Below are 16,514 nucleotides of genomic sequence, written 5' to 3' on the forward strand. Positions count from 1 at the left end.
AAACAGTGAAACCAAATCGCTTACAGCTTGAATATCAAACGTTTCTGCCTCAGAAAATACATGGTTCTTACAGCGTCTAAATATAATTTAGCGCCTGCGTATGTCCTTTCTAACTTGTGTTCTAACCAAATATCTTCACAGATATTTTCCAGAAAATCGATATAAGCATTTCCAGTACATCTAATCACATCAAAGTGAGTGTATTTTGCGTGACCCGCTTCATGCAGCAAATAGCCCAGTAGAACATTGGCTAATGCTGGATCATCGGTGTATGGCAATGCAATCGTGTATTTACCACTCTCACTTATACCGCAGTATGCTTGAGTTTGTGTGAAAATCACTTTTGTGTTCAGTTTCTGGGCCAGTGAACTAGCTACTAACGCTAAACTCGCAGAATTTCTTTGTTCGTTCATATTGTTACCTATTTTTTAAAAAAAGAGCCTGAATAAATTCAGGCTGCTTTGGGTTTATGATACGAAATTAGTAATAAAGTAAAGATGATACTTTTGTAACTGCAATAGAGTTAATAAGGTGTTTTATTTAAATGATTCAGCACATCGGGATTGAGTATCGGGGTACAAGTGGCTGTAACACCACTTTTTCGCCATGCCAACCACTCGTCAGTTCCTTGAACTAAATCACATATTTTATACATAGTTTACTTCCTTAATTACGCAGTAAACTACGCAACGGGTTGGGGGATCATGCTACGGATATAGTCAGAAAGTGGAGCAAAACGAATGTTCGCTAACTCAGTGACCAGAGGTTGCATGTCATTTTGTTTTTTACATTCCCGAATAAATCCCGGCAGTTCTGCAAGTCCGTTTTGACTTATTCGAATTGAGAAAGGTATTTTGATTTTTCAGGTTCAGACATGGTGTTAACAAAGTCGCTAACCTCATCGAAACTGGCACTTCTGATACCTTCAGTTAGCTTTGACTGAAAAACTTCCTGTCTCTTGGCTAACAGTTGAGTTTTAGCGTAATCAACTTCTGCGGGATTAAACCCAAAATTATGGGCCACTTCATCCAGCATGGTTTCAAACGTCAGATTTTTAGCGCATCGGGCAACTAACTTGTCTATGCGTTTTTTGACCCCATCACGAAAACAACGACACCATCATCTTCAACCTGATTGATTACAACGGGTGTAGATGATGGGTTAAAAGCCTTTTCCATTTCGTATTGTGTGCTTTCGAGTGGGATAGCATGGTTGTTTGCCATACCTTCACCCCCTGCCGTATTCAGATAATCAATGGTACTTTTATCTTTCATTAAGTTCGGGCGTGTCTAATCCGTGCTGTTCCGCTTGACGCTGAACAGGTGTGATAGACCAGTAATCCCGCCTTTTGGGGACTGAAAGTCTTTCACTGCCGATTTGATGACCGTTCTCATCATTACTCTTGCATACTCAACAACACTCTCTTTCTTTTTTTGAAGAACGATCATGTCACCTTTTTGTACGCTAGAGCTTGCTTTACGTCTGCCAAACCAAGACCCCAAACAATCGTATCATCGACACGAACATAAAAAGATCTTTTGTTGTTTGGATTATGCAAGTAATGAGCAACACCAAAATCTTTTAGCACACCACAGATGGTTTTTTTCACGGTTTTCGTTTGGAGGAGGAGCCAAAAAGTTATTTGACCTTTGAACTACCCTATCCTAACAATCCACCGTCATTTTGATGCTGCTAATATCATCATCATTTTGATTTGATGACATTTCATTTTGTGAAGGGAACAGGATGGTCGGCTCTGCGTCAATCCTGCTTCTGCGCTGATTACGTCCGGTATCCTTTTTTAGCCAGTTAATGACTAATAAAGTAAATAAAGCGGCTAAAATCAGCATTATTTCAGGGGATAGTAAGTTAGCTAGGTTGATTGAACTGATCATCGGTAGCATTACCAAACCCAATACGTACATACAAACGTACTTCATGTTATAGTTTGCGTGCAGGTAAAAACCCACAGCAAGGGCTATGACGATTAACATATTTATGTCCTCGTGAACGATGGATTAAAAAGATACTTTTTGGCATTGTCGCTAGATTGAAATCTAGGACTGTTTGTGGATTCCCTTGTAGGATTGTGATAATCCGTAAGGATTGCGAATGATTCTTCAGAACCACTCACAAGCTGAACCATGTAAAACATGGCTAGGTGATAGCGTCATTCAAACGCTTTAAAATCGGATTCATTCTGTATTTTTCAAAACGAAAAATCAACACTATTTTTTGGGTTAGTTTTTTAACTCGCTAACCAGTCACGAATTGGTAGGTAGTCATACATTGACTTAAAAAGTATGTAGTTACCACTCTATTGATTTGACACTTTACATTAAATTGTGTAGATTAAATGTCAAATGGAGGTGTGTATGAACATCAAAATTCAAAAAGAGCTACAGGAAACGCTATCTGCTGAGCAGATGACGGTTTTTAACCGTTTAGTAAATTTATCAGTTGAATTAATCGCAAAAATAGCAGAGAAGAAACAACTAACCAGTGCGCGTAATATGACAGATAACGAGCTGGCTAAGCTATTTTTTGAAACTCAACTAGATCGTACATCTGAGATGTCACCGCGCGAACAACGCAGAATTTCTCATCTCAACGAAAGTGCGATCAAATTTTCAGAACGCTTGAAAAATTTAGGGGGAACATGTCGTGCCAGTAAGGCCGCAGAGATTCTTGGAGTAAAAAGACAGACCATTAATAATCGACTGAAAGCAAATAAGCTTCTGGCAGTGAAAACAGGTGGTGAACATAAATTTCCCTTATTCCAATTCGACGAAAACCGTGTAGTGGATGGTCTGGAAGAAGTTTTAGTTTTACTCGGGAATTTTAGTTCTATAACCAAAACATCGTTTCTAACAAGCATGTATTTTTTCGATGATGAAGAGAAATTAAACGTTATTGACGCACTGAAAAAATATGGAACTTCTGGCAAACACATGACGGAGATACGCAAACAAGCTGCTCTGTTTGGCCATCAAATTCCTCGCTAAAAAAGGCCCTTTTGGGGCCTTTGCTTTATGAGTCGTCTGCACTCACGTTAAACCGCAATGTTTCCACTACAATTTCAAATCCAGTGATGTTTTCTTCAGACCAGTTTTGTGGAAAATTTTCCGCATCTGAATCTACATATGAATCAACTGAACTATGCGTTACATCAGCTAAGGGGCCTGATTTCCCTTCGCGTTCCAAATATGCAGTACACATCCCTACTTCATAATGCCTTGAACGATATGAAATACCGTCATAAGGTAATCCAGGTGTGTTAGCTACCCAATCTGCAACAGCCTGCGTAATACTTTGGTCTTTCCCCATTGTCTGGTCTGACGTGAAATGGAGGATTCCCTGTAGCCGAGGCATATCGATGGTTTTCGTTTCGCGTGTAGTTTCTAGTGTATACATCTGAGCTTTTTGTAAATCACTCAAACCAAGAGTAAATGCCTCTTGGTCACGTTGGTAGACTCTTCCCAACGATTCAGCTATTGCCGTAGCGGCATAGTCTGCAGTATAGCAGATCCCTTTTTTGCCAGTTGGGTCGTTGTAACGGCCCAATAGGTCTGGATCCATCGGTGATGCATAATGCACACCTGATGGGTATTCTTCCCATTGCCAGCGCATTTGTGGGGTGTTTGCCTCACGAATGATATAAGGAACAGATCCCTGCATTTCTAACTGTGTTAATTGCTCATAGATAAAATCTCCATTGTTTTTTGTTACCACGGTATACCTCTAAATGACAATTCACACATAATCTCACCTATTTGAATTAAAAACATAATAAAATAAATCTATTACATTAGTTTGTTGAAGCAATAAATCTTCTTTGAGAAGATCACTTTCATTTTTCATAGAGTTCTGGCGTGTCTAATCCATGAACAGGTGTGATAGACCAGTAACCCCGTCTTTAAAAAGATCTTTTGTTGTTTGGATTATGCAAGTAATGAGCAACACCAAAATCTTTTAGCACACCACAGATGGTTTTTTTCACGGTTTTCGTTTGGAGGAGGAGCCAAAAAGTTATTTGACCTTTGAACTACCCTATCCTAACAATCCACCGTCATTTTGATGCTGCTAATATCATCATTTTGATTTGATGACATTTCATTTTGTGAAGGGAACAGGATTGTCGACTCTGCGTCAATTCTGCTTCTGCGCTGATTACGTCCAGTATCCTTTATGAGCCAGTTAATGACTAATAAAGTAAATAAAGCGGCTAAAATCAGCATTATTTCATGGGGTAGTAAGTTACCTAGGTTGATTGAACTGATAACCGGTAGCATGACCAAACCCAATACGTACATACAAACGTACTTCATGTTATAGTTTGCGTGCAGGTAAAAACCCACAGCAAGGGCTATGACGATTAACATATTTATGTCCTCGTGAACGATGGATTAAAAAGACACTTTTTGGAATTGTCGCTAGATTGAAATCTAGGACTACTTGTGAATTCCCTTGTAGGATTGCGATAACCCATAAGGATTGCGAATGATTCTTCAGAACCACTCACAAGCTGAACCATGTAAAACATGGCTAGGTGATAGCGTCATTCAAACGCTTTAAAAGCGGATTCATTCTGTATCTTTCAAAACGAAAAATCAACGCTATTTTTTGGGTTAGTTTTTTTAACTCGCTAAACAACATTAAATTTCTGAAAATGTATGATATGGAATCAACGTTTAAGTCTTTGAGGAAAGGAACATGGCAGATACAAAACATACCGCTACAAAAGGCAATAACGCAAAAGCAGGAAACAGAAAGCCACAACAAAAGTCATACGCATCGGTATCTTTTGCTTTGCATGTTGACACCGAAAAAGTGATAAGCCTTTGCACAAGACGGCTGTTTAAAGCCAGCCGCGAAGCATTTACACTCACAAAAAACATTGAAAAATACTTAATCATTCCCGAAGAACACATGAAATCCCGCACGATTGCAATCAGTCGCTCTTTGGAATCTGTCATTGGCATTGCTGAAACTGAGTTGCGTAACACAGATACGCACATCAGTAATATCATTGAAGCTGTTAGAAAGGAACGGTTAGAGAAAACGGGTAAAGATAGTCTTTTGCCCCTCACTTACTCAAACCCATTTGTTTCGAACATAGAGAACCGTACCTATTTGGGGCAAATGATGTGTGAGCTAATATTAGTCCTTGATAGCATCATTAAAAATCTTGACCTTTGCCGTCATTATAGCCTAGTGCCCGTGTCCGAAATTGTTGAAGCTGAATCTAACGCTATCAAACGAATGAAAGTTATTTTTAACACAATCATTAGACACAACAATACCATGACACGGCTTGTTAGCGAATACAAAGACCGTAAATACAACAATGTACCAAGCACGGATATAACTGTTCATGACGCAGCAGAACTTAGTGATGATGTAGTTTCAACCCAAGCTGCCGTCAATGATCAATAGCTTGCACAGAACCCAAAAACCCGCCACAACGACGGGTTTTCTCGTTTCCATGCGTAACCCCTGAGATTATCAAAAAACATAAACATATGCTTTTGACATATGCCATTTTATGGCATATTCTTTGAATATATACATTTGTTTTATTCTGGGGTAGTTATGGAACGAATAGCAAAAATCTTCAAAAATGGCAAAAACCAAGCTGTTAGACTACCTGTCGCCTTCGAATTTGATACTGATCGTGTGTACATTCGAAAAAGCGAAAATGGTGATGTCATTCTTTCCAAAAATAAGTTGTCTACAGACAATTGGGACAGTTTTTTAAATACTCTCAGCTCAGTAACCGTACCTGATGATTTCCTGAATATAAATGAACGAAATCAGAACGTGACTGAACGCGATCCATTCGAGGGCGACTTTTAATGTACATGTTGGATACTAACACGGTTAGTTACATCTTTCGCCAACATCCAACTGTGGTCGCCAAATTGAAAACTATACCGCCATCAGAAATTTGTATATCCAGTATCACTGAGGCCGAATTACGTTATGGGGTAGCCAAACGCAAAAATAGTTCTCTTGAATATGTAGTAAATACATTTATTGATTCTATTACTGCTTATGACTGGGATCAAAATGCCGCAAAAAATTATGGAGTGTTACGTGCTAGCATGGAGAAAGCAGGCAGGATCATGAGAACAATGGATCAATTAATTGCAGCACATGCGCTGAGCCGAGGCTTAACCATAGTCACTAGTGATGCAGCGTTCGAAATGGTGATTGGGTTAAATACCAAGAATTGGATGAAATAGTGGGATCACGATCTCACTTTTAAAATGGAAAAATTCATTGATTTTGTGAACACCAAGGGACTTTGTCGTACTTTAACTACCAAGCGATTTTGTCACTTTAACATAATGACCAAGGGAAATTGACGGATCTATTTAATCTGTGATCTTCTGAAGATTTCGGTGTACGTATTCAGGGGACGCGAAGGATGATTATGATGGATGCTAAAGCCCAACTCACCGTGGATGTGATTGCCTAGGTGGCTCAAGGAAAAATCAGCATTACAGAAAATCGAGATACGAAAACACTATGATGGTTGCTTTACGGCCTATTTTGCAGACCGACAATTACAGATCTCTGAAGTGATTGAACCCACGAAACCCTCGCTGCATGACTTGGAAATCCAAAAAAACTAGATGCGCTAGCATTAGCGGATAAGCTGGCTAAAGCCGCTCGGCAGAGTGGTTGCTCCGTGACACGCTCTACCACTATCGTAAGTTACTCGAAGAAAAAGGATCGGAAGGCCTCAAACGCACTTTTACTCCTACTCCCGCATTACATCATAAAAATCGGACCACAAGGGAAATAGAGGAACAGGTGATTGCTTTTTCATTAGAAAATCCCCATCTGGGTCAGGTACAAGTCTCGGCTCAGATGCAAGAAAAATATCAAATAACCCCCAGTCCGAATGGTGTGAGACACGTTTGGCTGCGGGAAAAGATGAATACAAGTACTCTACGAGTTGAGAAAGCCAGAACCTCGTTTGCTATTTTATTATGACGCTCTGCAGTTGAGCAATGAACACGGGAGCAGGTATACTGATACTGAAACGACAAAGTCCCTCGGTAATTAGTCCATCAGTCTCCCTCGGTAATCACACTAGTACAGTTTAAGTCAGTACATATATTCTGAGTTTCAGATTTCTCACTGATTTAAACACGTCTTTTTTTCAGTATGGTTCAGCCAATCAGTTGGCGGCTGTCGCATTTCCCGAGTATTTACCCACCCAAAAATGATTTATCAAGTGCGCCGTAAAACCCCGTCCTTCAGAGGGTGTCGTAAAAGCTCATGTTATCCATTAAGATCGGCGCCTAAAGGAAGAGCGCCGATCTTAATGGATAACATGAGCTTTTACGACACCCTCGCATTGGGCGAGGATTTACAGCAAAATTGAAAACATGAATGAATATAAATTGTGCATCCACTTTCATGTAATGTAATGAATTACCTATATATTTCCGCAACTCCATTTAAATGATTCTGACCAAAAACAGAAATAATACGGAAATATTTTGCTCCGGCTTCATCAGCTTTTTTAGATAATTTATCAGCAAGTGCATCCAGAGTTTCAGCTCCAGTTACGGAAACCACACCAATTTTCTCTTCGAGAGCGGATTTAACCTCAATCGCGGCCGATGAACCAAATGAAATAGTACTTAATGCTAATAAAATGGCAATATATTTTGAACTTTTCATATCGTAATCCTATGTTAGTCTTCAATTTATGAAAAAGCAGCACTGTATTTTGCCAATTGACAGAAAAATCAGATACGTACTATAAGACCTCAAGTTAACTTTAGGTCAATAGGTATAAATATAAGGATATTGATTTTAATAGAGCTTTAACCCCTGCGTGTCAATTCTACGCAACACAGGTTTCCTTTGCTGTTGATACCGAACAGAATCTCCTTGCCATTCAGCTGCTGCCTGACCCACACAACATAAGTAGTTTAATTTGTTTGTGGTATTTACACGCCAGCCAGTGTACAAGTTAAGAAATATGAACCAGTATTGCGCTTTGGAGTTGAATTCACCATCTTCATAAAATATGATGGACAGTACTCAGCAAAATATTCAATATAATGATAAATATTTAGAAACGATCACAAACTGAGAAAATAAATACCCATCGAAATAGCTTAGGCAAATCAATCTATTTATTTAAAATTTAAATAAGGGGAATAATAATGTCATTGGAAATGGTCACTGCCTATCGTAAATCTAATGCACTATTTGCTTTTGTAGACAGTAAAGCACCATTATATTTAAGTACCCAGGATGGAAAAACAGTAGAGCAAATTGCTCAACTATGTGATGTTTATCAAGATAGATTCCATAGGTTATTGGATTATATGCAAACACTCAATGTGTTAACAAAAAAAGATGATAAATTCTACCTTACTGAACAATGGGCATCACTCAGTGATCCAAACAGCTTTGAAACATTATATATAAGGTTCGAATTAGATCCTGCCTTCTGGAAAGCCTGGTCGCAATACAGTTCATCATTAAGTAAAATGAATGATAAGTCTGCTTTTGAACTTACACATAATGAACCATTTTTTGATTACCTCAATCATGAAAACAATAAAAATATCAAAACTATTTTTGATAATTTAATGGCAAAAAAAACCGACGCGATAAATAAATATATTATGAAACATATTCCTATAGATGGAATATCTTCATTTATTGATATCGGAGGCGGGGTAGGTTCTCTTGCAAAAAATATAAAAATGCATTATCCACATATTCAATGCCACGTCATGGATCAATATGATTTTACCAGGCAAGAATCAGAAGGAGTTACTTTCATTAATGGCAATTTCTTTTCTGACATTCCATCGGGATATGATGTTTATTGCGTAAAAAATGTTTTGGATGATTGGCCAGATAATCAAGCCATTGATATTCTAAAAAATTGCCATAAAGCAATGCGGAAGGATTCCGTTTTATATGTTATCGATATGATTAAAAAACCGGATGATGTAACGTCATTTGATTTATATATGGATACCCTTCTGTTAGGCCGGAAACGATATCAATCAGAATTCGAGTTTGTGGCAAAACAGGCTGGATTATCTATTACAAATATCTATAACTTGAATTTTTCCACAGAAAATGGTAGTAACTACATTATTGAAATGAAAAAATAAATTTATATTGAAGTAATTACTGTAAGTAATCATTGATATCCATGCAGGGAGCTTCACTACGCTACCTGCATGAAATTAATGTCTTATTGTATCCCGATTTCAAATGATAAGCATCAACAGATTCTGGCTTTAAAATAGCTTTTTCCATCTCCAGCTCTTTTATGCAACATTGTTCAACGGTCATCCCCTGACCACAGTGCGTTCCCGCTGACTGGTCTATGGATCATTATTCCTGAGTCTTAATTCGTTCCGAAAATATCCTTAATCGTTTCAGTTTCGTAATTAGTTGTCGTAATAGCAATTTCTTGACTACGCTCTTGGGAGTTAAGGTTTTTGAGCATCAGATCCCTCTCATTCATTTTACGATTTGCCATCACAATCTTAGAAACAGCAGGTATACGAATATGTTCATATGCCGCTATTGCAGACTCAAAATCAGGATATTCATATAAAGCATAAGCAAGAGTCTCTGCATCAATAATAGATTGGGTTGCACCATTGGCTCCCACAGGAAACATCGGATGCGCAGCATCACCTAACAGAACACACTGACCGAGGCTCCATTTTTCTAATGGTTGCTTATCTACCATCTCGGTTCGCATAATTGTTTTACTCATAGTGATTAATGTCCGTATATCTAACCAGTCAAGATGCCATTCTTTAAGAAGATCAAGCAAGAAGCCTGTTGCCTGAAAACGATTGATTGCTGTATCAGGCAGTGTCTCATATGACTTAGGAACAAGAATGACCCAATTGACAAAGCTCTCTGCGCATAAATCATGTGATTTTGACATAGGATAAGCAACGAGACGAACTCCGTTTTCACCATTCGCAATAATCAAGGTTCGGCCATCCAGCAACCGCGGCATGATGGTCATTCCTCTCCATAGCATTATGTTGCCAGAATTTAATTCTGTCGTATCAGGGAATAATGCCCTACGCACTGTCGAGTGAATACCATCAGCCCCCACAATAAGTTTGTTTGCCCATTCCTCTTTATTAAAAGGATCATCAGAAAACGCAGAACCAAAATGGAAGGCCTGTTTATCCTTCACTATAGAAAATATCAGCTTAAGTAACTCGGCACGGGATATTGATATTTGAGGGGTATCAAACCCGGCTTCTATACCTCTTGCTTCTTCAAAAAGAAGATTTCCCAAATGATCCACGTAGCGATGAGCTCTTGTTTGGATCCCAATAGAATTCAATTGATCAGAAAGCCCTAAACGATACAAGGTTGAGACAGCTGTAGGTTGAATATTTAAACCAAATCCAGCTTTAGAGAGTGATTTTTGCTGTTCATAAATGTCACAGTCTATCCCCAATGAAGAAAGCTGAGCGGCAAGAGTGACACCACCAATTCCGGCACCGACAATGACGATTTTTTTTTCTGAACAATACATCATAATGAATAGCCCCTCTTAAATACTTTAATAAATATAAACAGTAAATTTATCAGGATTGATGTAGTGGTTCAATGATTCAGAGCATCTCACAAGTTTTTCATTTTTATTAATATCAAATAGATATAAGAATAAAAAATGAAACACCCAAAACGTCAACATTCCTTTCAATATAAGCCTAAAGCTATTCGCAAAGTAATTTGTATCAATTATTTTTATTAATTTTGATAGCGGCTTACCAAGTTATAATACATTGAGTGCAATCATATGATATTTCGTTGGAAATATAGCCAGATAGAAGCATACTATCCTTCCAATTACTTAATAAACGGTTATACTTTTTCAAGATATTTTTTATAGTTTTTTGTCATGATGCAAAAGCAGAAAGTTGTACAATTCAGAATTGCACAAAAACCTCATTCACGCATTGCTGAGTTAAGAACCAGATTACGAAAACAGAATGTTAAGCCGAATATAGACATGATTTTAAATGCTATTTTAGAAAATATCTCAATGGCTTAATTTGATAAATGTACGTGTAGTATTGTTTCCAGTAATGATGCACGATCCCGTTTAATGGAAATGTTTAATGAGGGGCGTATTACAGAGGAACAATTAGCATAACTACTTAATAATGAAAAATATTTTGTCACTGAACAATAACTTTAACTGACTTCCGTTCGTCCAGTAACATGACATCATCGTAAACCACCTGCCTGATTCCCATACGTGTTCCTCACACGCCTGTCAAGCCAATATAAAACATCACTTTTCAAGATGGGTTAGCATATGATTTGTACAATACAAACCTGATATAAGGAAGTGGCATGTTTAAACCAAATAGCCAATTATCTATGTCGATAATGTTCCACTACGCACTGAGTTTTATAGAAAAATATTAAAATATGAGTTTCTAGAAATCTATGAGTAATTTTCTGTTTTCTCTCTCAGTTCAGACTTTATTTTATGCATCCAGTCTAAAGCCGGTATTGATCCTAACCCCCAGCGGGTTTGAATTATGTCAGTTTAATGTTTCCCGTAACAATGTAGAGTTGATTTACTAGGAATGGAAAACTCTTGGTATTAAATTTGATCTTAAGCCAACCGGTTATACATTTATAGCAATCGCTCTCGATAGCTATAGATTAAGGGTATGTGCAGTAATATCATTTTAAAATCCTGTAGAGCAATGCCCGGAAATTCTACTTTCTTAGGATACCTATCAAGCCTGTGAACCTGACATGAAAGAACAAATCCCAAATGGGGGATCGGAGTCAGGAAACACTCAATAACATTTTGTATTTAAGAGATTTCTCTGATATCAAGCTTTACTGTACAGATGACTACTCGCAGAAAAGCATTCCTTTATTGGAACGTATTCTCTGTGGATAGTATTTATTTTTCGGATACGTGTATTTGTTCTCCGTAGGATCGGTATAATGGAAGACATAGCTTTTTAGACCTATTTCTAAAACCACTGAAAACCGTTCTCAGATCATTTTAGAGAATATTTTCTTTTCAAATACTCCTCTTTCTCCAGTAAAAGGATTGTCAGTTATCAAAATTTTCACCCACATTCAGATAAAAAATCCACATATTTAATCTGTCACCTCTAATTGATTTTATTGTTGAATATTTTTACTTAATCCGTTAATCTGAAAATGCTAAACCATGAAGTTAGAGTAATATTATTCCATATTTAAAATGATAAATATGAGAAAGAATAATTAATCAGGATGATTTTCAGAAGGTAGCGTATGAATTGTTCAGTAGAAAATTTGATTAGGCCACTAATAAAATTTTGGGAAATTAGTAATGATCCATGGGGTGCGAAAGATCACACTTCAAAATTTATATATGCTAATAAAAAATATCATAACTTACTCTCCCTTCCTAAAGGATATGATGTAGAAGGCCATTTTGATGGTGAACTTCCGGCATCAACTGCAAATTTTCAGGATGAATTCCAGAAACACGATAGGAAAGTTGAAACATTATTAGATCGAGTTACCTCTATTGAGATCCATCCTTTTCAAAATCTCCCGTACCTTCAACCATGGTATTTCGATAAATTTCCATTAATTGATGAAAATGGGACATGCAGAGGCACTATTTTCCATGGAAGACCGGTAGATACTATAACACTAGAAAAGCTAAAAAAAATAAACGTACAAACATCATTAGTTTTTACACCTCCATCAGAGTTTTTTAGTAAAAGAGAATGGGAAATAGTATTTTATATTCTGCAAGGGTTTTCCACTAAAGAAATATCTGAAAGATTATTTCTGTCCAACAGGACAATCGCTAACTATATACAAAAATTGTATCAAAAAACAGGAGTAAAGTGTAAAAAAGATTTGGTTGAATATTGTTATGAAAATAACATAGCTAACTATATCCCTGAAAATTTTTTCAGGGAATCACAGTCTATCACGCTTGCAGAATAATTATTCACATATATCTGAAAAACAGGTCCTATCATGGGATAGATGGGACTCTGGACATAAAAATATTAATTTTACATCTTCATAAGCAACAAGTTGATGTGCTGTATTTGGATAAATACAAAAAATATCTCCCTGGGAAAATCGCCTTTTTTGGACGTCATGAACATCATTATCTAATACTTCGCCTGTACAAATTTCCCCTTCACCAGAAAGTATTATATACCACTCATCCCCGATACTATGATTATGACACCCAACTCTCTTTCCTGCATTGATAAACGTAGCATAAGCGTTTAGTCCTTCTTTTTTTATAATCTGTCTGACTGAAATACCAACAGCATCATCTTTGATCGCATCTTCTGTAGAAAAACTAGCGAACTCTATCACAATTACATCCTTATATTTTAATATGAGTACTTTTTACTCTTTGTTAGGCCAGATATTTAAATCTAACATTAATACATCTGCAAAAAAATAAATTTTTACAATTATCATAACCTTGTCTTATTTTTTTAAAAAATAACTATTTTTGCTTACACTAGGGAAAACTCATTCATTAGAACGTCTCAGAAAATTGAAAATAAAGCACAATAGAAAACACCTACATAGTTGGCGTCAATATTGCGGAACATTGAATGCAAACTCATTCTGTTAATGAATACACAGGTGAACTCATTGATAAGCCACTGCGGTGGCAGGCTTCTCCAATTTTCTTCAATAACCAGCAGCCTTGCTTAATTGGCATAAGAACTGACAAAGTTGGGGCACACGGTTCATTCGCTGCCAATCCAATACGTTAAATTTTTTATTGTCGGTGGAAAAATGATACTGCTGCGATTTGTATGACAGTAACAAAAAAAGATATTCATTGTGTGTCCATAAAAAGTGTTGAGCAACAAGCACATAGCCATTGCACCGAATACGGGAAAACGCTATTCAGGAAAGAGCGACTAAATCAAATCAGATCCGCAACTTGCTTTCAGAAGAAGACATATATTTCAACCGAGTTGTTTTTTCTAAAAAAGATCCTTGAGCTTATAGAGTAATTGTCGATTTTTTTGTATGGCTTCTTGCTAGAAAGAAGATTTCGGCGAAACTATTCTGATCAGTGAGTTCCGCGACCCAACGGGATATAAGATACAAAATCCATCCCCAGTTCACAACAAACCGGAAGAATGTTGTCTTCAGGTTCACGAGTCCAGAGAGCATATTCACTCTATACGGAGATAATGGGGTGCACTTGTAACGTATCTGCGGAAACCTCCGATAAGCCAAGGTGACGAACGTTCCCTTCCTGAATTAGTTATCGGAAGTTTGGGGCGCAGGAGATACACTGATTTCCTATTCTGTTTGGTATATTTTGTGTGCTTGCCTCAGCAGGTATTAACTATCCGGAAAAAATTTATAATTATTGTACTATTAAGATCCTAATTATAGTCCTAGATATAAATAATTTTAGAATTAGTACCTCTTAGTTTGGCAATGACTACACATGAACCAACTTCGGGTGCTTCAATAATAAGCTTTCCATCTTCATCCCAAATTGCACTCTTACCAATAGCATTCAAACCTCCGGAAAGGCCGCTATAATTTGCCATTACAACCACCATACCATAACTCTTTGCGTAGTTTTGTAATTTGGCCGTATCATTATAATAACCGCCTTCAGTAATCAAGACGGAACTTAAATAGACAGAAGCTCCCATTGTTGCAGTGTTATGTGCATGAACGGCACTCCCTGTATCCGCACATATAGCCAAACCTAAAGATTGTCCATGGCACTGAAAAACTTTTACATCAGAACCAGGTGCAAAGAATTTCTCTTCTCCTGGATGCAAATATATTTTGCTATAGTGAAAAATGGGTGTTTTCGGACTAATAATAAATACCCCAATCTGAGGTTTTTCCCCTCCAGCATTCACTGGTGCGCCAACAATAATCGTTATGTTATGTTCCCGGGCCAATATCCTAAATGGCTCTAAACGAGTATCTGCATCAATAAACGCTAATCCCTTTGCCAAATCATGTTCATAGCCAGTTAGGGATAATTCTGGAAAAATAATTACGTTCACTTTCTCGGAGACTGCCGCAGATATCAGTCGTTGATGCATCCGTATGTTTTCTTCAACATTCCCTCTCACCGGGACAAACTGAGCTGCAGCTATTATGAAATCACCTTGCATAATATGTTCCTTAATAAATTGTATATGTACTTCAACCTTAGATTGAATCTTTCCCCATCCATGAAAATATCTTGGCCAATAATGTATGAAGTCTTAGAACTTGTGTAAAAACGAACCCAATTGATCTTCCTACCCTTCACGATAGGCCTGCCTCAGCTCACCACGTTTTCCATGAAATACATTTCTAGCTACAGCGTGTCGTCCTTCACCACGATTAAGCTGCTGTAATGTCTTATGTCGTTTGTTTTCATCATCGAGGTAAGTCAATATATGGATAGTTTTGTCTGCCCGACCGATCTCCGCTATAGCCTGCGCCAAGCTGGTTGGCCTATCGCCCGTTTGTAAGGTTTTCATGATCGATAAAACATTCAGACGTCCCAGTTTGAGTGAGGCAGTCAATCGTAAGACGTCATCCCAGTGCGGGACAACTTTTTTCTCAAAATTCAGGCGATGTGAGGACAGAGAATTAAATGGACCATAATCTGCTTTTGGATCTGTGCGCCAGAATCTGACGCCGCCTGTATCTGCCAGGCGCGGGCAAAACCGATACCCCAACAAACGAAAGAGACCGAAGATAATATCACTGTAGGCGCCCGTGTCGGTCATGATTTGAGAAGGCATTTTTTCCGTTTGTTGTTCCAGTACAACAGCCAAAATGATCAGACTGTCTCTTAGCGTTCCCGGTACAACAATGTCGTTTAACCCCGAATATTGATCAGATATCAGGTTATACCAGGTCACGCCACGTCCTTTACCAAAGTATTTTGGATTAGGTCCAGCATGAACTGTTCGTACAGGAACGACGAATCGCATACCATCTGCTGATGCAACCTCACCCCCTCCCCAAAGACCTGCTAGTGAAATACCTGCCTGTGCTGAAACCAGAATGGCATTGGCATCACGGATCGTTTCATCCCTGATATAATGGCTGTCCGCCCAAGTCAAACGGTCACGCTTCAGCGCGGTAATATCATTGCGAATAAAGGGTTCTGGCCCTGTATTACAGGCTTCAGCCATGAGCATGGCACACAAACTGATATTCAGATCAGAAACCCGGGAATTCTGTTCTGATACATGGATGAAAGCACGGGTAAATTGCGTCCGGGCATCAATTTCAAGTATGAGTTCCGGTAAGTCCACGCGGGGCAGCATATCAGCTACGCGCTGTCGCAGCGCAATCAGTGACGGTGTTTCTTCTATTGTGCCCAGAGGACTCAGGATCAATTCTGTTTTTTCACTCGCATCTGAAAATATTACGGCTGGGTTTTCAGGAAGCCGGTTTAGTCAAGGCAAGATCACAAATATTTTTTCGCCAAAAATAAA

Annotated in this window: 19 protein-coding genes and 2 pseudogenes; 7 read left to right on the forward strand and 14 right to left on the reverse strand. The window is 38.0% G+C overall.

Annotated elements, in window-relative coordinates:
• Positions 1-20: 20 nt before the first annotated feature.
• The 6 genes from WDV74_RS17345 to WDV74_RS17370 form a co-directional block, all read right to left on the reverse strand.
• On the reverse strand, positions 21-413 hold the full coding sequence (locus tag WDV74_RS17345) for a hypothetical protein (protein WP_338885644.1): 393 nt from the start codon (positions 411-413) through the stop codon (positions 21-23).
• 110 nt (positions 414-523) lie between these two features.
• The gene (locus tag WDV74_RS17350; protein WP_338885645.1) at positions 524-655 is read right to left on the reverse strand and encodes a hypothetical protein; all 132 of its coding nucleotides are present in this window, start codon (positions 653-655) and stop codon (positions 524-526) included.
• A 176-nt stretch (positions 656-831) separates the two neighbouring features.
• Positions 832-1,035 carry a hypothetical protein gene (locus WDV74_RS17355; protein WP_338885646.1) on the reverse strand — a complete coding sequence of 68 codons (204 nt, stop codon included), beginning with the start codon at positions 1,033-1,035 and terminating at the stop codon, positions 832-834.
• A gap of 44 nt (positions 1,036-1,079) precedes the next feature.
• Positions 1,080-1,274, reverse strand: coding sequence for a hypothetical protein (locus WDV74_RS17360; RefSeq protein WP_338885648.1), 195 nt, complete (start codon positions 1,272-1,274; stop codon positions 1,080-1,082).
• 170 nt (positions 1,275-1,444) lie between these two features.
• Positions 1,445-1,609, reverse strand: a complete 165-nt coding sequence (locus WDV74_RS17365) for a hypothetical protein (protein WP_338885649.1) — start codon at positions 1,607-1,609, stop codon at positions 1,445-1,447.
• A 55-nt stretch (positions 1,610-1,664) separates the two neighbouring features.
• Positions 1,665-1,994, reverse strand: a complete 330-nt coding sequence (locus WDV74_RS17370) for a hypothetical protein (RefSeq protein ID WP_338885650.1) — start codon at positions 1,992-1,994, stop codon at positions 1,665-1,667.
• Positions 1,995-2,375: 381 nt separating this feature from the next.
• Between WDV74_RS17370 and WDV74_RS17375 the strand changes: the two genes are divergently transcribed.
• The gene (locus tag WDV74_RS17375) at positions 2,376-3,005 is read left to right on the forward strand and encodes a DNA-binding protein (RefSeq protein ID WP_338885651.1); all 630 of its coding nucleotides are present in this window, start codon (positions 2,376-2,378) and stop codon (positions 3,003-3,005) included.
• 25 nt (positions 3,006-3,030) lie between these two features.
• Here WDV74_RS17375 and WDV74_RS17380 read toward each other — a convergent pair whose 3' ends face one another.
• Positions 3,031-3,732: an RES family NAD+ phosphorylase gene (locus tag WDV74_RS17380; RefSeq protein WP_338885652.1), complete on the reverse strand. Its 702-nt coding sequence runs from the start codon at positions 3,730-3,732 to the stop codon at positions 3,031-3,033.
• Positions 3,733-4,055: 323 nt separating this feature from the next.
• Positions 4,056-4,382, reverse strand: a complete 327-nt coding sequence (locus tag WDV74_RS17385) for a hypothetical protein (RefSeq protein WP_338885653.1) — start codon at positions 4,380-4,382, stop codon at positions 4,056-4,058.
• Between the two features lie 331 nt (positions 4,383-4,713).
• On the opposite strand from WDV74_RS17385, the gene WDV74_RS17390 reads away from it, so the two are divergent.
• From WDV74_RS17390 to WDV74_RS17400, 3 genes are all read left to right on the forward strand, one after another.
• Positions 4,714-5,436: a hypothetical protein gene (locus WDV74_RS17390; protein WP_338885654.1), complete on the forward strand. Its 723-nt coding sequence runs from the start codon at positions 4,714-4,716 to the stop codon at positions 5,434-5,436.
• Positions 5,437-5,592: 156 nt separating this feature from the next.
• Positions 5,593-5,856: an AbrB/MazE/SpoVT family DNA-binding domain-containing protein gene (locus WDV74_RS17395; protein WP_338885655.1), complete on the forward strand. Its 264-nt coding sequence runs from the start codon at positions 5,593-5,595 to the stop codon at positions 5,854-5,856.
• Entirely contained in the window at positions 5,856-6,245 is a 390-nt protein-coding gene (locus tag WDV74_RS17400) for a type II toxin-antitoxin system VapC family toxin (protein WP_338885656.1), read from the forward strand. Before WDV74_RS17395 ends, WDV74_RS17400 begins: the two co-directional genes overlap by 1 nt.
• 1,201 nt (positions 6,246-7,446) lie before the next feature.
• On the opposite strand, the gene WDV74_RS17405 is transcribed toward WDV74_RS17400, so the two are convergent.
• On the reverse strand, positions 7,447-7,698 hold the full coding sequence (locus tag WDV74_RS17405; RefSeq protein WP_338885657.1) for a YdgH/BhsA/McbA-like domain containing protein: 252 nt from the start codon (positions 7,696-7,698) through the stop codon (positions 7,447-7,449).
• A 491-nt stretch (positions 7,699-8,189) separates the two neighbouring features.
• Here WDV74_RS17405 and WDV74_RS17410 point away from each other — a divergent pair, with 491 nt between their 5' ends.
• Positions 8,190-9,158, forward strand: coding sequence for a methyltransferase (locus WDV74_RS17410; protein ID WP_338885658.1), 969 nt, complete (start codon positions 8,190-8,192; stop codon positions 9,156-9,158).
• A 239-nt stretch (positions 9,159-9,397) separates the two neighbouring features.
• On the opposite strand, the gene WDV74_RS17415 is transcribed toward WDV74_RS17410, so the two are convergent.
• Entirely contained in the window at positions 9,398-10,564 is a 1,167-nt protein-coding gene (locus WDV74_RS17415) for an FAD-dependent monooxygenase (protein ID WP_338885659.1), read from the reverse strand.
• A gap of 1,754 nt (positions 10,565-12,318) precedes the next feature.
• Between WDV74_RS17415 and WDV74_RS17420 the strand changes: the two genes are divergently transcribed.
• Complete coding sequence (locus tag WDV74_RS17420) at positions 12,319-13,008, forward strand: LuxR C-terminal-related transcriptional regulator (protein WP_338885660.1); 690 nt, start codon at positions 12,319-12,321, stop codon at positions 13,006-13,008.
• Here WDV74_RS17420 and WDV74_RS17425 read toward each other — a convergent pair whose 3' ends face one another.
• Entirely contained in the window at positions 13,009-13,395 is a 387-nt protein-coding gene (locus WDV74_RS17425) for a cupin domain-containing protein (RefSeq protein ID WP_338885661.1), read from the reverse strand. It abuts the gene before it with no gap.
• A 248-nt stretch (positions 13,396-13,643) separates the two neighbouring features.
• On the opposite strand from WDV74_RS17425, the gene WDV74_RS17430 reads away from it, so the two are divergent.
• Entirely contained in the window at positions 13,644-13,808 is a 165-nt protein-coding gene (locus WDV74_RS17430) for a hypothetical protein (protein ID WP_338885662.1), read from the forward strand.
• A gap of 314 nt (positions 13,809-14,122) precedes the next feature.
• Here the strand turns inward: WDV74_RS17430 and WDV74_RS17435 are convergent.
• The 3 genes and pseudogenes from WDV74_RS17435 to WDV74_RS17445 all read right to left on the reverse strand — a co-directional run.
• Positions 14,123-14,311: pseudogene (locus tag WDV74_RS17435) on the reverse strand (aldo/keto reductase); the annotation flags it as partial.
• A gap of 136 nt (positions 14,312-14,447) precedes the next feature.
• Positions 14,448-15,191, reverse strand: a complete 744-nt coding sequence (locus tag WDV74_RS17440; RefSeq protein WP_338885663.1) for a carbon-nitrogen hydrolase family protein — start codon at positions 15,189-15,191, stop codon at positions 14,448-14,450.
• A gap of 132 nt (positions 15,192-15,323) precedes the next feature.
• A pseudogene (locus WDV74_RS17445) lies at positions 15,324-16,469 on the reverse strand (transposase); the annotation flags it as partial.
• Between the last annotated feature and the right edge of the window lie 45 nt (positions 16,470-16,514).

It is taken from the genome of Xenorhabdus sp. TH1, assembly GCF_037260955.1.
In the GTDB taxonomy this organism is placed as follows: domain Bacteria; phylum Pseudomonadota; class Gammaproteobacteria; order Enterobacterales; family Enterobacteriaceae; genus Xenorhabdus; species Xenorhabdus griffiniae.

Coding starts and splice junctions, on each gene's coding strand:
- WDV74_RS17395 (WP_338885655.1), top strand. CDS start 5,593: ATGGAACGAATAGCAAAAATCTTCAAAAATGGCAAAAACCAAGCTGTT.
- WDV74_RS17405 (WP_338885657.1), bottom strand. CDS start 7,698: ATGAAAAGTTCAAAATATATTGCCATTTTATTAGCATTAAGTACTATT.
- WDV74_RS17390 (WP_338885654.1), top strand. CDS start 4,714: ATGGCAGATACAAAACATACCGCTACAAAAGGCAATAACGCAAAAGCA.
- WDV74_RS17440 (WP_338885663.1), bottom strand. CDS start 15,191: ATGCAAGGTGATTTCATAATAGCTGCAGCTCAGTTTGTCCCGGTGAGA.
- WDV74_RS17375 (WP_338885651.1), top strand. CDS start 2,376: ATGAACATCAAAATTCAAAAAGAGCTACAGGAAACGCTATCTGCTGAG.
- WDV74_RS17430 (WP_338885662.1), top strand. CDS start 13,644: ATGCAAACTCATTCTGTTAATGAATACACAGGTGAACTCATTGATAAG.
- WDV74_RS17385 (WP_338885653.1), bottom strand. CDS start 4,382: ATGTTAATCGTCATAGCCCTTGCTGTGGGTTTTTACCTGCACGCAAAC.
- WDV74_RS17400 (WP_338885656.1), top strand. CDS start 5,856: ATGTACATGTTGGATACTAACACGGTTAGTTACATCTTTCGCCAACAT.
- WDV74_RS17420 (WP_338885660.1), top strand. CDS start 12,319: ATGAATTGTTCAGTAGAAAATTTGATTAGGCCACTAATAAAATTTTGG.
- WDV74_RS17355 (WP_338885646.1), bottom strand. CDS start 1,035: ATGCTGGATGAAGTGGCCCATAATTTTGGGTTTAATCCCGCAGAAGTT.
- WDV74_RS17345 (WP_338885644.1), bottom strand. CDS start 413: ATGAACGAACAAAGAAATTCTGCGAGTTTAGCGTTAGTAGCTAGTTCA.
- WDV74_RS17415 (WP_338885659.1), bottom strand. CDS start 10,564: ATGATGTATTGTTCAGAAAAAAAAATCGTCATTGTCGGTGCCGGAATT.
- WDV74_RS17360 (WP_338885648.1), bottom strand. CDS start 1,274: ATGAAAGATAAAAGTACCATTGATTATCTGAATACGGCAGGGGGTGAA.
- WDV74_RS17410 (WP_338885658.1), top strand. CDS start 8,190: ATGTCATTGGAAATGGTCACTGCCTATCGTAAATCTAATGCACTATTT.
- WDV74_RS17350 (WP_338885645.1), bottom strand. CDS start 655: ATGTATAAAATATGTGATTTAGTTCAAGGAACTGACGAGTGGTTGGCA.
- WDV74_RS17370 (WP_338885650.1), bottom strand. CDS start 1,994: ATGTTAATCGTCATAGCCCTTGCTGTGGGTTTTTACCTGCACGCAAAC.